At 57.6% G+C, this 14,173-nt stretch carries 9 protein-coding genes; 2 read left to right on the top strand and 7 right to left on the bottom strand.

The annotated features are described in order from the left end of the window. Nucleotides 1-3: 3 nt before the first annotated feature. The 4 genes from BKA12_RS01685 to BKA12_RS01670 form a co-directional block, all read right to left on the bottom strand. Nucleotides 4-4,836: an NAD-glutamate dehydrogenase domain-containing protein gene (locus tag BKA12_RS01685; protein WP_183640202.1), complete on the bottom strand. Its 4,833-nt coding sequence runs from the start codon at nucleotides 4,834-4,836 to the stop codon at nucleotides 4-6. Between the two features lie 105 nt (nucleotides 4,837-4,941). Beyond that, on the bottom strand, nucleotides 4,942-6,234 hold the full coding sequence (locus BKA12_RS01680) for a CpaE/TadZ family protein (protein ID WP_183640200.1): 1,293 nt from the start codon (nucleotides 6,232-6,234) through the stop codon (nucleotides 4,942-4,944). Continuing rightward, on the bottom strand, nucleotides 6,231-6,881 hold the full coding sequence (locus tag BKA12_RS01675; protein ID WP_183640199.1) for a CpaB family protein: 651 nt from the start codon (nucleotides 6,879-6,881) through the stop codon (nucleotides 6,231-6,233). The genes BKA12_RS01680 and BKA12_RS01675 overlap by 4 nt, the downstream gene beginning before the upstream one ends. Nucleotides 6,882-7,018: 137 nt before the next feature. Beyond that, complete coding sequence (locus BKA12_RS01670) at nucleotides 7,019-7,591, bottom strand: hypothetical protein (RefSeq protein ID WP_183640197.1); 573 nt, start codon at nucleotides 7,589-7,591, stop codon at nucleotides 7,019-7,021. Nucleotides 7,592-7,731: 140 nt separating this feature from the next. On the opposite strand from BKA12_RS01670, the gene BKA12_RS01665 reads away from it, so the two are divergent. Together BKA12_RS01665 and BKA12_RS01660 are read left to right on the top strand one after the other, a co-directional pair. After that, entirely contained in the window at nucleotides 7,732-8,556 is an 825-nt protein-coding gene (locus BKA12_RS01665; RefSeq protein WP_183640195.1) for a LysM peptidoglycan-binding domain-containing protein, read from the top strand. 28 nt (nucleotides 8,557-8,584) lie between these two features. Beyond that, nucleotides 8,585-9,190: an Rv3235 family protein gene (locus tag BKA12_RS01660; RefSeq protein ID WP_183640193.1), complete on the top strand. Its 606-nt coding sequence runs from the start codon at nucleotides 8,585-8,587 to the stop codon at nucleotides 9,188-9,190. Between the two features lie 54 nt (nucleotides 9,191-9,244). Here the strand turns inward: BKA12_RS01660 and secA are convergent, their stop codons facing one another. The 3 genes from secA to hpf form a co-directional block, all read right to left on the bottom strand. Beyond that, a complete protein-coding gene (gene secA, locus BKA12_RS01655; protein WP_183640192.1) occupies nucleotides 9,245-11,983 on the bottom strand; it encodes a preprotein translocase subunit SecA in 2,739 nt (912 codons plus the stop codon). Nucleotides 11,984-12,068: 85 nt separating this feature from the next. After that, nucleotides 12,069-13,310, bottom strand: coding sequence for a winged helix-turn-helix domain-containing protein (locus tag BKA12_RS01650; protein ID WP_221228034.1), 1,242 nt, complete (start codon nucleotides 13,308-13,310; stop codon nucleotides 12,069-12,071). Nucleotides 13,311-13,313: 3 nt separating this feature from the next. Further along, complete coding sequence (gene hpf, locus BKA12_RS01645; protein WP_183644391.1) at nucleotides 13,314-14,003, bottom strand: ribosome hibernation-promoting factor, HPF/YfiA family; 690 nt, start codon at nucleotides 14,001-14,003, stop codon at nucleotides 13,314-13,316. Between the last annotated feature and the right edge of the window lie 170 nt (nucleotides 14,004-14,173).

Below are 14,173 nucleotides of genomic sequence, written 5' to 3'. Positions count from 1 at the left end.
ACCCTACTTTCGAGATATTGACCGCAATACTCGCAAAGCTACGGACAGCGAGGCCATGTCGTCATGTTCAAGAGAATTGACCTCGTCAAATACCTGCTTTGCTCGAGCCAATTGTTCCTCATGATCGGCCAACCACTCGTTTATTGCAGCTTCGGCGCTTTCCGGGGTGTCCTCTCGGTCCAAAGTCGAGCGAGTCATATCGATCACCGTGGAGTAGAGATCATCACGCATTGCGGCACGAGCCAGGGCCTGCCAGCGGTCCTCACGTGGCAACGCAGTAATGCGATCCAACATGCCATCGGCTTCGAACTTCGAGTAGAACCGGAAATACACCTCGGCCACCAAGCGTGCCGGAGTTCCGGAGCTGCTAGCCAAGCGTGCAATATCCAAGAGTGGGTACTCTTCGAAGAGCTGGCCGAAGCGAACAGCCACCTCTTCCGGAGCTCCCCACTCGCGCGCGGTCGCCGCAAAAGCATTGACTCGCTCCAAGTCCTGATCCTGCAAGAGTTCAGGAAGGATGGCACGAAGCTCAGAGGCCGTGCTTTGGAACTGCGCGACGTCAGAGGCAATATCCGTGCCGCTACCCAGGTTGTTGATGAACCAACGGGTGGAACGGTCCAGCAGACGACGAACCGTCAGGTGCATTTGCCACCATCCCTCGAGCGGGAAGCCGGCGGGCAACTCGTTGAGCGCCTGGACAAGTCCACGCAGATCGAAGATGTCCATGATGGCCAAGTGGCTACGAGCCACGATTGCGGCCGAGACACCCGTCTCTTCTTGAGCACGGAAGGCAAAGGTAATGCCGCCGGTGTTGATGATTTCGTTGGAAACCACCGTAGAGATGATCTCGTTGCGCAACGGGTGAGTCTGCACCTTGTCGCCGAACCGCTCACCAATGGCTGCTGGGAAGTACTCCATTAGCGTGTCTTCGAAGTACGGATCCGCAGAGAGCTGCGATTCCGCGATCTCCTTGGTCAGCTGAATCTTCGAGTAAGCCAACAAGACAGACAGCTCTGGAGAGGTCAGCGTCTTGTTTTCGAGCAGTCGAGCTTCGAGTTCTTGGTTGCTCGGGAGGAATTCCAAGTCACGGTCGAGTTCGGCGTGCTGCTCGAGGAAGTCGAGGAAGCGCTCGAAGCTCGGGCTCCAGCTCTTGAGACGGAAACGATCATTCAACAGGGCGACGTTCTGGGCCTTGTTGTTTTCAAGGACCAGATCACCCACGTTGTCCGTCATGGACATCAAGAAGTCAGCGCGTTCGTCGGCAGAGAGTTCGCCGACGTTGACCATGCGGTCCACAAGGATCTTGATATTGACCTCGTGGTCAGAGCAGTCCACACCAGCCGAATTATCGATGGCGTCCGTGTTGAGGATGACCCCGTTAAGGGCTGCTTCAATACGGCCTAGCTGCGTCATACCCAAGTTGCCACCTTCGCCGATGACGCGTGCGCGAATTTCGCGCCCGTCAACACGGATGGCGTCATTGGAGCGGTCGCCCACGTTGGTGTGCGTTTCGCTGCTGGACTTGATGTACGTGCCGACGCCGCCGTTGTAGAGCAAGTCAACGGGAGCCTTCAAGATCGCGCTCAAGAGATCCGGCGGAGACATACGCTGAACGGACTCGTCCAGGCCAAGAACCTGACGGACTTCGTCGCTGATCGGGACGGACTTAACGTCGCGAGCAAAGACGCCACCGCCTTGGCTGATCAGTTCCTTGTTGTAGTCATCCCAGCTCGAGCGAGGCAGGTTGAAGAGTCGCTCACGCTCAGCGAAGCTGGCTGCAGGATCCGGGTTGGGGTCAAGGAAAATATGGCGGTGGTCAAACGCAGCAACCAACTTCATGGTCTGCGAGCGCAACATGCCATTGCCGAAGACGTCGCCACTCATATCGCCAATACCGGCAACCGAGAACTCTTCAGTCTGAGTATCAAGACCGAGCTCGAAGAAGTGACGCTTGACTGATTCCCAAGCACCGCGAGCGGTGATGCCCATGGCCTTGTGGTCGTATCCAACAGATCCGCCGGATGCAAAAGCGTCGCCGAGCCAGTGGCCCACCTCGAGAGAAATTGCGTTGGCAATGTCAGAGAAGGACGCGGTGCCCTTATCGGCAGCAACCACCAAGTACGTGTCGTCGCCATCGCGGCGCACCACGTTTTTCGGAGCGGCTACGACTTCCTTGCCGTCTTCGGTCACGAGGTTGTCAGTGATGTCCAGCAAGGAGCGGATAAAGATGCGGTAGGCAGCCTTGCCAGCTTCCATCCACGCGTTGCGATCCACCGCTGGGTTAGGAAGCTGCTTCGCGAAGAAGCCGCCCTTTGCACCCGTAGGAACAATCACCGCGTTCTTGACGAGCTGTGCCTTCACAAGGCCCAAGACTTCGGTACGGAAATCTTCAGCACGGTCCGACCAACGCAATCCGCCACGTGCGACGTCGCCGAAGCGAAGGTGAGTACCTTCAACGCTTGGTGCGTAGACCCAGATTTCATGCTTCGGCCGTGGGAATGGTGCTTCTTCAAGCTCATGTGGAGCGATCTTGAAGGACAGGCTCGCGTGGCCCTGGTAGAAGTTGGTTCGCTTCGTCGCCTCGATGACGTTTGCAAAGCGGCGCAGGAGTCGGTCCGCGTCGAGTGTCGGTACACCCTGAAGAGCCGTGGACAGCTCTTCCCGTGCGTTCGTCACTGCACTCTCGCGTTCCGTCTCGGCAAGGTTCGGATCAAACAGCGCGTGGAAGAGCTGAATGAGCGCCTTGGTCACGGTGGGATTAGAGTCAAACGCGGAGGCAATGAAGCCGTACGTGTTCGTGACACCCAACTGGCGGAAGTACTTCGCGTAGGCACGCAGGATCGTGACATCACGCCATCCGATCTGGTGCGGCAAGATGAGTCGGTTCAGCCGGTCCGATTCCGCTTGCCCGGTGCTGACAGCCACGTAGGCTTCCTCGAGCAAAGCGGTGACTGAATCCAAGTCAATTGATTCCGGTACGCGAACGCCCAGATCGTAAATGTAGAACGTGGTGTCGTCCGCGCGGCTTACCTCGAAAGGACGTTCGTCGATAACGTCGATGCCCAGGTTCTGGAAGATCGGCAACAGGTCCGTCAATGATGACGGCTTGTCCAAGTACAGCTTCAATCGGACAGATGGCTCTCCGCCCTTTTCGTTAGCATCCGTGTGATAAACGGACAAGATAGGACCGGTGTTATCTGGGGATTCCAGCTTCTCGAACCGAACAATATCGGTGAGTGCATCTTCAACTTCAAAGTCCACCTTGTACGCAGTTGGGAACGCATCGCGCCACAACTGGGCCGTGTGAGGGGCTACTTCTCCTGGAAGATTCTCAACGATCACTTGGCTCACGCCGTCCTGCCAAGAACGTACTGCGCGTGAGATCTTGACTTCCAATTCGCGCTCATCGATTGGCGGGATCTTGGCACCGCGTGGCATGCGGATGCGGTAGAACAGACGCACCAACGCGGATTCGGTCAGGCGGGCTTCGAAGTCCATGGACTCGCCGCCGAACGCCTTCTGAAGTTCTTCCTCGACACGCAGTCGCACCGAGGTGGTGTAGCGGTCACGCGGGAAGAAGATGACGGCCGAGACAAAGCGTCCGTAGACGTCCTTGCGCAGGATCAGGCTGGTCCTGCGGCGTTCCTGAAGAGCCAAAATCCTATTGGCCGTAGCCTTCAATTCCTCTTCGCTCATCTGGAAGAGTTCGTCACGTGGGTACGTCTCCAGGATGGTGAGCAAGTCCTTGCCGGAGTGCGAGTTTCGGGCGAAGCCGGAACTCTGCAGGACGCGCTTGACCTTGTCGCGCACCAGCGGAATGTTCATGACGGAGCTGATGTACGCGCTCGAGGCAAACAAGCCGATGAAACGACGCTCACCGACCACGCGGCCGTCAGCATCAAAGGACTTCACGCCGATGTAGTCCAAGTACACGGAACGGTGAACGGTTGAACGGGAGTTGGCCTTCGTAATGACCAGAGTCTTAAGTTCGCGAGCCTTCTTACGGCCCGACTCCGTGAGGTGCTGAACCTTCTGGTCCGGCAGTCTGCGCAGCAGTCCCAAACCGGATTCGGCAACCGGGCGCAAAGCGTCTACGCCGTCTTCGGTGACCAGCTCGTATTCGCGATATCCCAAGAACGTGAAGTTGTCATCAACGAGCCATTTCAACAAGTCCGTAGAGACTTCGAGGTCATCAATTTCCGAAGCGAAAGGGTACCAAGAGATTTCTTCGGTGATGCTGCGCATGCGGTCACGCATTGCGCCCCAGTCCTCGACGGATGCACGAACATCGCCCAAAGAACGCTCGAGGTTTTCCCGAATTTCTGCCTGCTTCTCTTCCGAGAGAGTGCCTTCAACTTCGATCGAAATCCACGATTCCACGCCGATTGCTTCAGCGGGGTTGGAGACCAAACCTGAAATGACTGGGAGTGCTGCTGTGTCTCCGCTGGAGAGTGGCGCCGTGGTGCGGACGGTGTTGATACCCATCAATTCGTGGGTCTGCTTGTCTCGACGCACAGCGAAGGTGGGGTGAATGACGCGCTCGATACCGAGCTTCAATGCGGTCAAAGCACCAGTGACCGAGTCAACCAAGAATGGCATGTCATCCGTGACGACCTGCACCAAGGTGGAATTGCCCTTACTCATCACGCCAATTTGCGGAGTCTTCGGGGTTCGATAATGGCCCAAGGCCAGATGAGCGTCGAGATTCTCGCGAAGATTGGGAGTGATCTCACCATCCGCGACCTCTGGGACATGTAAGAAATAGGCCGTTTCAAGCTCCGGAGTATGGAACTTAGAAACAATCGAATCAACTGATGACGTGCCGTATTCGGACACAGTATTCCTCCGGTAATTGGTTTGCCGCGTCGTTGCGGCCCAGTTCACACCAGCCTAGCCTTTTTGAGCAGAAAAATCGGCCATTCACGTAGATTGTTTAACAATCTACGAGCCTCGCCGCAGAACCTGCACACCAGACAACCGCAGAATCGCTTTTCTTAAGGAACTCTTCGGTGCGGACTCCATGAGTGCTGTTCCCGACAATAGCGCCGCATCTGCCGCGTTTGCGTCGAATGGAAGGAACCCAGAGATCTCAATCTTCGGGCCGAATCGCGCCCAACTTTCCAAAACTTGCGCTTCTGGCGAAGGACCTACGGCGGAAGCTCGCACCATGTTGAAGATGACCTCCAGCCGAGCATCCGGCACTCGCGTCAAAACCTCATCAACGGCTTTGACCATGCGAGGAATGCCCACCGCATCGCTTCGCCCCACGGCAATGCTTCGCGTCGCAAACTCCAGCATGGAAAGCGTGATGACGTTTCGTTGCGGCGCGGTGGTATCAAAGGTGAGATCCTCATCCAGCTCTAACGGCGAAGAAGCATCAACCACGATCAGATCTAGCTCGTGCCGCAACTCGCGAAGCGCTCGCAAGAGTGACTGGGGCCGAATTTCCGGCCACCGGGACGATCGCGGCAAGCCCGTTGCGACGAAGAGACTGTTTCCGGCAATATTGACTCGGACGAGTGCGCGTTCCATGAGGCGCGCGGCGGGCGCCGCTTCGTCCGCCAAACGGCACAAGATACCTACGCCAGCCGCTTCATCGAACAATCCCAGGTGAGCTGACACGGCAGCGCCGTAAGTATCCGCGTCGATCAGGGCGACGCGTTTCCCCGCTGCGGCAGCCTCAGCCGCGATATTCACCGCAACCGTGGTCTTACCCGGCGCGCCCAAAGGACCCCACACTACGATGACGTCCCCACCTGCGGGAGCTGCGTCGTCGTCCTCAATATCCTGCTCAAAAGCGCTAGCGGCGTGACGTGCGGTGCCGCGATTTCCAGGTACTTCCGTGGTCCTCGTGGGGCGAGGAGTCGGCGAGGACTGGCGCGCCCGCGGGCTAGCAGCCATGGTCTGCAACTCAATGAGGTCCGCCACCGATTGCGGATCCGAGAGCGGATTCTCCACGGCAACGCCGAGCGCACGCAATCGCGCGGCAATGTCAGGGTCGCCCACAAGGGCAACAACGGCGGTGCCAGCTGCCAACAAGGCGTCAATCAGTTCAGCGTCAACGTCGCTCAATGAACCGGTGATCAATGTGGCGTCAATGAGCCCCGACTCGGCCAAGGAAACCGCTTCCGGCAAGTCCTCACACTGACGCACCACCGTGACATCGCCATGCAATTGCTCAATGCGCTGCGTCCAATCGTCACCGTCACCCCAGACGGCTAGTGCCACTCTCATGAGTTCGCGCCCGTGGTGTCGTGAATGACGGTCAGTCGAGAGTCATTTGCGAGCGCTTCCAACAAATCCTGCAGAACAGAATCCGGCACCATGACTTCAAGCGTCGCCTGCGTGCTACTGGAGAAGTTTCCATCGGCAGCCCGCACGGCGGTGACCTCGGAACTATCGAGAAGCAATTCCGGAACCTCGTAGGTGTTTCCCGGGCCATTCTTGGCGGCGCCCCACACGTCCACGCGGCTACCGGGCGTCACTGCCTGCGGAAGCGTGTGGTCGAGGTCGATAGTGACTGGTTTCGCGCCGCTTCCATCCGTCTTCATGACTGCATGAACCGGCACCAACTCCCCCGCGCGCAACAAGGTTCCAGCGCGCGCTCCGTCTTCAAACGAATGGTTAGACATCAGGTACGCGCCGCTCAGATCGTCCAGCCGCGCCTCCACCACTTTGAACTTGCTCGCATCAAGCTCTTCACCCACAGTGATGTTGGCGGTGGGAACGAGCATGGGCTCCGTGCGTTCTAGCGCGGTGACCAGCGCTACGATTCCGGCGACGGATGCCAAGATGAGCAACAGCCCAAAGATGAGCCGGCCGTCCTTCCATCCTGGTCGCTTGAATCTGCCTACCGTTGGCACTTCCACTGTTTCGCTCAAATGGTCCCCCTGACCTCTGCACGTGACGTTGTCTCAATCCATCAACACGAGCTTAAGTGCGAGCGGCCCTCAGGCGACTTTTCGGTAAATGATTGTGGAAAACTTGGTGAAGTTTCTTGTTTTCCACAACAACTTCGCTAGTCCCGCGCCTCTCGACGCAGGCTGATCAGTGCGCTCCACGGCACCACAACAGAGCCATGAATACTCTCTTCCCTCGAAAATTCGTCGCCCGGATGCGTCAGAATCTCTAGAAAATCTTTGCCGGGAACACTCAAGGTGCCGGTGATTTCTACGGGGTCGGAAGCGGTACTGCTGAGCCTCGCCACCACCGATGATCTGTCTCTCGCGATGGCTCGAAATGCACTGCCCAAAGTTACGCGCCGTTTCGGCTGGGCAGGATCCGCGACCAACTGAGCGCGATGCGACAGCCCCGAAATCATCACGATGGACCACATCGGCACCAACAATTCTCGGTGCGCTTGCCGCAGATTCAGCCAGTCCTCGCCCACTACTCGCAGCTCGCCGCGCTCTTGAGCGCCGTTGGTCAGGCGCAGGGCGATGTCCCGACCGAGTTGGCCCTCAAAGCGATCTGCAAGGCGAATTTGCGAGCGCTGAACGCGAATCATGTCCTGAATTTCGGCGGCCCGACCGCGCCGCACCTCGCTGTCCAGCTGAGCTTCCAAGTCCACAAAGAGCGATTCCCACCTCATGCACCACAGCGTAGCGGCAGGATGCTGAATCCACTTAATGAACACACTCTTGATAAAACTCATTCAAAGTTGCTAATGTCGAGTCAAGATCATCAAATTACATCAAATGACATGATTGGAACGCAATGAGACACACATATGTGAAAGATCTTGGGACCCTTGCCCTCTTCTTGTCGTTCGGCGGACTCTTTCTGGCCGCTGGCGTCACGCAACTCTCCACGGTGCTTCTCCGTTCGGAATCACTCTGGGGAAATGACGACGCCGCAGCTTACTTTTCGTCTAGAGACGTTGAGTTCGCGCTGGGGTTGGCGAGCGGAACGATTGGCCTAGGTGTCCTTTTGTGGCTCGCAGTCAGCATGGTTCTGAGTGTGGTCTCGGTCGTCGCGACACAAAGCGGGATGCCACGCGTAGCTCGCGCGACAAGCTCTTGCTCACCACGCTTCATGCGATCTCTGGTTGGTTTAGTGCTCGGCGTAAGCGTGCTCGCCGCTCCCGGTGCTTTCGCAGACCAGGCTCAACAGACAGTGGATGTTCCTAGCCCAGCATTCGTGAGCAATTCATTGACCATTGAGGCGACTCCTTCGCCTTCACCGACAGCCTCAGCGTCACCCACAGCACCAAGTTCACCCACAACACCTTCAGTAGCCGCCGAGTCCTCGGCATCAAAGAAGCCACAGTCATCCCACGAGAAGAAAGAACGCGAAACGATGCACGGAGTCCCAGCACAACATCTTTCAAGCGTCATGGCAGCTGGCCAAAGACAGTCCACGGAAGGACACCGCGAAGTCACGGTGACAAGTGGTGATTCTTTGTGGAGCATCGTCGCCCGGCAATTGGGACCGCACGCTTCCAACACGGAGATTCGGGCCGAATGGCCGAAATGGTACGAGCGCAACAAAGACCGCATTGGACAGGATCCAGATTTGATCATCCCTGGAACCGTCCTGATCAACCCTAACTTCTAACGCTCAGATTCAACTCAAAGGATTCGCAATGTCTGTTCAACCGCACCACGCATACTTCTCGGCAGAACCACTAGAACTCGTTCACCCACCCACGAACGAACTTCCTGACAACGTCATTCGCTTCCCTCAAAAGCGGAAATTCGTGGACTACGCGCCAACCAACAAAGCGACAGGACCTGCGGACTTAGACGAATTCCCGCAGGGTCTCCCGCCAGCCCCGGAGGAGAAACCACCTGTTGCACCACGCCCCGTGCCCTCGCCAGCAATACAGCACGTGCACCATCTCGTCACGTTCGTCAGCGTTGCGTCGATCGAAGCCGTTGCCGGTTTGCGCAGTGTGTCCCAATTGCAGCGCTTCGTTTCGCTTCAGGTCTTGGACAAGCTCAAAAGGCGAGCGGACTTACTCGCCCACACAAGTTCACCGATGGGCTCTCGAGTTCAGGCCATGAAGCGTCCCTCAAACGTGATGCCATCGCGGATCGCTCACGTACTTTCCGTCCGCGTTTGCCACGTCAATGACAAGGTCTTTGAAGCTGTCGCTGTAGTGAAGGACCTGGAACGAGTTCGTCCCATCGCTATGCGCATTGAGTGCCAACGAAACAATTGGCGCGTCACCCACTACGAAGTGGGATAACGCGCCAATTGTTAGCTAGCTAGACGACTCTCATTCAAGAGAGCCTTGCAGCCTTTAGGAAGTGCGGCCGGAACGGTCTGCTTCCGAATCAGAGTGGGCCTCGTCGAATGCTTCTTCAGCACCCTCGAGTGGGTTCTCTTCCTCGGTTTCTTCCGCTTCTCCGTCTTCGGCCGGCGCGCTGTAGCGCAACGTCGCCGGACGTTCTGGAGCGTTGAGCCCCGGAGTTGAGAGCGGTGCGGACTCGGTCAGCGAACGAGCGTCCTTGATGCCCGGAAGGTTGACCGGAGCTGGCTGCTGACGCTCCACCTTGAGGTTGAACAAGTAGTTCACAGTCTCTTCGCGGATGGACTCCATCATCGCCTGGAACAGGACGAATCCTTCACGCTGATATTCAACGAGCGGATCGCGCTGAGCCATGGCACGAAGGCCGATGCCTTCCTTCAGGTAGTCCATTTCGTACAAGTGCTCTTGCCACTTGGTTCCAATCGTGGAGAGGATGACACGGCGTTCCAGCTCGCGCATGCTCTCCGCGCCGAGTGCTGCCTCACGCTGTTCGTACTGAACCTTAGCGTCAGAGGACAGTTCCTCGATCAAGAACTCCGGGGTCAAGCGTGCACGGCTACCGGCCTCTTCAACCACGTCATCCACGGTAATGGCCACCGGGTAGAGGTTCTTGAGCTCGGTCCACAACTTGTCGAGATCCCACGAGTCACCGTGTCCGGTTGCCGTGTGTTCACGAACGATGGCGCCGATGGCGTCTTCGATGAACTCCATGACGCGCGAACGAAGATCCGTTCCTTCGAGGATCTGACGGCGGTCACCGTAAATTGCTTCACGCTGACGGTTCATGACGTCGTCGTACTTCAAAACGTTCTTACGCTGTTCGGCGTTGACCGCTTCAACCTGAGCCTGTGCCGACTCGATCACGCGAGAAACCATCTTGGATTCCAGCGCCATGTCATCTGGCATCGATGGGTTGTTCATGATGGCCTGAGCTGGCTTCGCGTTGAAGCGACGCATCAGATCGTCCGTCATGGACAAGTAGAAACGAGACTCACCTGGGTCACCCTGACGTCCGGAACGGCCGCGCAGCTGGTTATCGATACGGCGGGATTCGTGGCGTTCGGTGCCGAGGACGTAAAGACCGCCCAGTTCACGGATGGCATCGCCTTCGCGATCAACTTCTGCCTTCGCGGCTTCGTACACTTCGTCCCAGACGCGTTCGTACTCTTCTGGGTTGTCGTGTGAGTCAAGACCACGGCGTTCCATTTCGGCAACAGCCATGAACTCGGCGTTTCCACCGAGCATGATGTCAGTACCGCGGCCTGCCATGTTGGTTGCAACCGTGACGGCCGCACGCTTTCCAGCCTGCGCCACAATGGCGGCTTCACGGGCGTGCTGCTTCGCGTTGAGTACCTCGTGACGGACGCCGGACTGAGCCAGCTTCCGGGACAAGTACTCGCTCTTTTCCACGGACGTGGTACCCACGAGGACCGGCTGACCGGCCTTGTGGCGCTCCACGATGTCCTTGACCACGGCGTCAAACTTCGCGATCTCATTCTTGTAAATGAGATCAGCTTTATCCACGCGCTGCATACCGCGGTTGGTAGGAATCTCCACCACGCCGAGCTGGTAAGTGCTCATGAATTCAGCGGCTTCGGTCTGAGCGGTACCGGTCATGCCGGACAGCTTCTCGTAGAGACGGAAGTAGTTCTGCAACGTGACAGTTGCCAGAGTCTGGTTCTCCGGCTTGATCTCCACGTGTTCTTTCGCTTCGATCGCCTGGTGAACGCCCTCGTTGTAGCGACGGCCGGACAGCGTACGGCCCGTGTGCTCGTCAACGATCATGACTTCGCCGTTCATCACCACGTAGTCCTTGTCCTTCTTGAACAATTCCTTCGCCTTGATGGCGTTGTTCAAGAAGCCAATGAGTGGGGTGTTCTGCGATTCGTAGAGGTTTTCAATGCCGAGGTGGTCCTCGACGCGCTCGATGCCTGGCTCCAAGATGCCGACAGTGCGCTTCTTCTCATCAACTTCGTAGTCCTTGCCGAGGGTCATCTTCTGGACCACTCGAGCGAATTCCGCGAACCAGCGCTGGACGTCACCGGAGGCCTGACCAGAAATGATCAATGGCGTACGCGCTTCGTCAATGAGGATTGAGTCAACTTCGTCAACGATCGCGAAGTAGTGACCGTGCTGAACTAGTTCCTCGCGCGTCCATGCCATGTTGTCGCGCAAGTAGTCGAAGCCGAATTCGTTGTTGGTGCCGTACGTGATGTCGGCGTTGTACTGCTCGCGGCGCTGAGCTGGATCCATGTGCGCCAAGATGCAGCCGGTTTCAATGCCCAGGAAGCGGTGCACACGGCCCATCAGGTCAGACTGGTACTGCGCCAGGTAGTCGTTCGTGGTAACCACATGAACGCCCTTGCCAGTGATGGCGTTGAGGTAGGACGGGCTCGTTGCCACGAGGGTCTTGCCTTCACCGGTCTTCATTTCGGCAATGTTGCCGAGGTGAAGCGCGGCGCCACCCATCATCTGCACGTCGAAGTGACGCATACCCAAGGTACGGTCGGCTGCTTCGCGAACAGCGGCGAACGCTTCAGGCAACATGATGTCCAGCGATTCGCCGTCCTTGTACCGTTGCTTGAACTTGTCCGTTTCGGCGCGAAGCTCAGCGTCAGTCAATGACTTGAACTCATCTTCGAGGACGTTAATGGCGTCAGCGTACCCCCGCAACGTGCGAAGAGTTTTCTTGTCGCCGGTCCGCAAGACGCGTTCTAGCAGTGATGCCACGGGGCAACTCCTGTTCAGGATGGGTGTTTTCGGCTGTTCTAGTCTACGGGAGCAACTGATTGAACCCGTGCATACTTCCTCAACGTTAGCCGAGAGCTTTGATCAAGGATGGTGCAAGGTCCCCCGAATCGGTGACGACGACGCCGTCCAGACCTAACCATTGTGCTAACAATTCCAGTTCAGCGGCTAATTCCGCGGCAGTGTCCCCCGGCGCGCCCTCTTCGGCGTGTGCCGCGTGAACCAGGAGCTTCCGTGCGGCCCGGTCCGATTTCAGATCCACTCGCGCCACCATCCCGTCCCGCAACAGGAACGGCAAAACGTAGTAGCCAAACTGTCGTTTGGGGGCTGGCGTATAGATTTCCAGCCGATAGCGCATCCCAAAGAGCGTCTCCAAGCGGTGACGCTCAAACACCATCGAATCGAACGGGCTCAGCACAGCGCGCCCCTTTGCGGTGCGCGGACTTTTCGCTGCCGGGTTCAGATAGGCGGGCTCTTTCCATACCGGTACGACGACGCTTTCTAGCGTTCCGTCTGCCACCATGAGGTCCAGAACGGGTTGCGCCTTGCTGGGTTTGATACGGAAGTAATCTGCCAAATGTCGGGCCGTCCCAATGCCGAGCGCTTCCGACGCAGCGGTGAGAAGCCGGCGCCGCGCGGCGTCGTCGTCCTCCGAATTAGGACTCACCTCGGGTGAGAATGCGGCACGGACCGCGGGCGGCAAGACCTTTTCTGTCAGCGCGTAGCGACGCTCGAAGCTCGAGTTCCGGCCTGCGCTGGAGACAAGCCCGCGCTCAAAAAGAATTTCCAGAGCTCGCTTGACGTTGGACCAATTCCAGCCCCAGTCTTTGGGAGCGTCCGGGTCTCGTGGCGGGATGAGATGCGAGAGTTCAACCTCGATCTGCCGGTTCGTTTGAGGTCCCGAGTGGGCCAGCAGTTGGAGAATCGCGTCCTCCGCTGCCGCAACATCAACGGGGTCGAACTGATGACTGCCCACCCATTTCCTGGACTGCAAGCGCCGCAGATCATGGAAGTGATCGGGCCGAATGTAGCTTGCTTCGTGAGCCCAATATTCGATCATGCTGCGTGGGGCGGTGTGCGCCATGGCCTCGAACGCGGCGATGTCATAGTTGCCGAGCCGTGAAAAGAGCGGCAAATAGTGTGACCGCGTGAGCACATTGACAGAGTCAATCTGGAGCAAGTGCAGGCGACGAAATTCGCGCCCCAGACTCCTGGTGGAGGCCGGGGCGCTAATTCGTTCTTGATGAAGCCCCTGCGCCGCAAGTGCTATACGGCGTGCTTGCGGCGCAGGGATGGTTCGAAGAGTCAAAAACTAGACTTTCTCTGACTCGCGTTCGGAATCTCGGTATGACCGCGTTCCTTCAACAGGTTCGCCGCCGTTTTCGAGGGAAATGATGCCGTAGGACCAACCGCGTCGGCGATACACGACGGAATGGCAGCCCGTCTCCTCATCGATGTAGAGGTAGAACGGGTGTCCCACAAGTTCCATGCGGTCAACGGCGTCATCAGCGCTCATCTGTTCTGCAGGGAATACCTTGCGGCGAATTTCCACGGGGCTTGCTTCAAGTGCTTCAAAATCTTCGGAGCGCTGAGACTCGGGTGTTGGTTCAGCGTTGAGCAAGGCGTCAGCAAGCGTGATGTTGGAGGCTGCTGGCGGGAGCGAGGCCGTTGCTTCGTGAACGGCGACTGGCGCATGGCGCCCGTGGTGAACTTTCCGGCGATCTCTTGCGCGCCGCAACTGCTCAAGTAACTTTCCAAAAGCAAGATCGAAGGCCGCGAACTTGTCAGCGGCGTGAGCTTCAGCGCGAATTGCGGGTCCGGTTCCCACTACTGCAATTTCAACACTGACCTGATTGTCGGCATTGCGTGCGTGTGGTTGTTTGGTGACCTTCAGATCGAGCCGCTGGACTTTCTTCGCCAGCTGAGAAACTTTCTCGATCTTCTCGGTAGCGTACTCGCGGAATCGGTCCGAAACGGCGCCGTTCCTTGCGCTGATGTTCATCTCCACGGTGTCCTCCTTGGGAGTTCGGGTGACACAACAGCGGCGTCCAAGTCGCCCTGAAGCCGCTGAAGATGGGAGTTTTTATCCCCTTTTCGGGTACCCATACTTCACCGTAGTCCGCTTTCTACGTTAAGCGAAGCTTTCTCGCAAATTAATCTGAAGTTTCCAGA

This window comes from Neomicrococcus lactis, assembly GCF_014200305.1.
Lineage (GTDB): Bacteria > Actinomycetota > Actinomycetes > Actinomycetales > Micrococcaceae > Neomicrococcus > Neomicrococcus lactis.
Note: the sequence above shows the minus strand (reverse complement) of the source record. Positions and strands in the feature narration are given on the sequence as shown.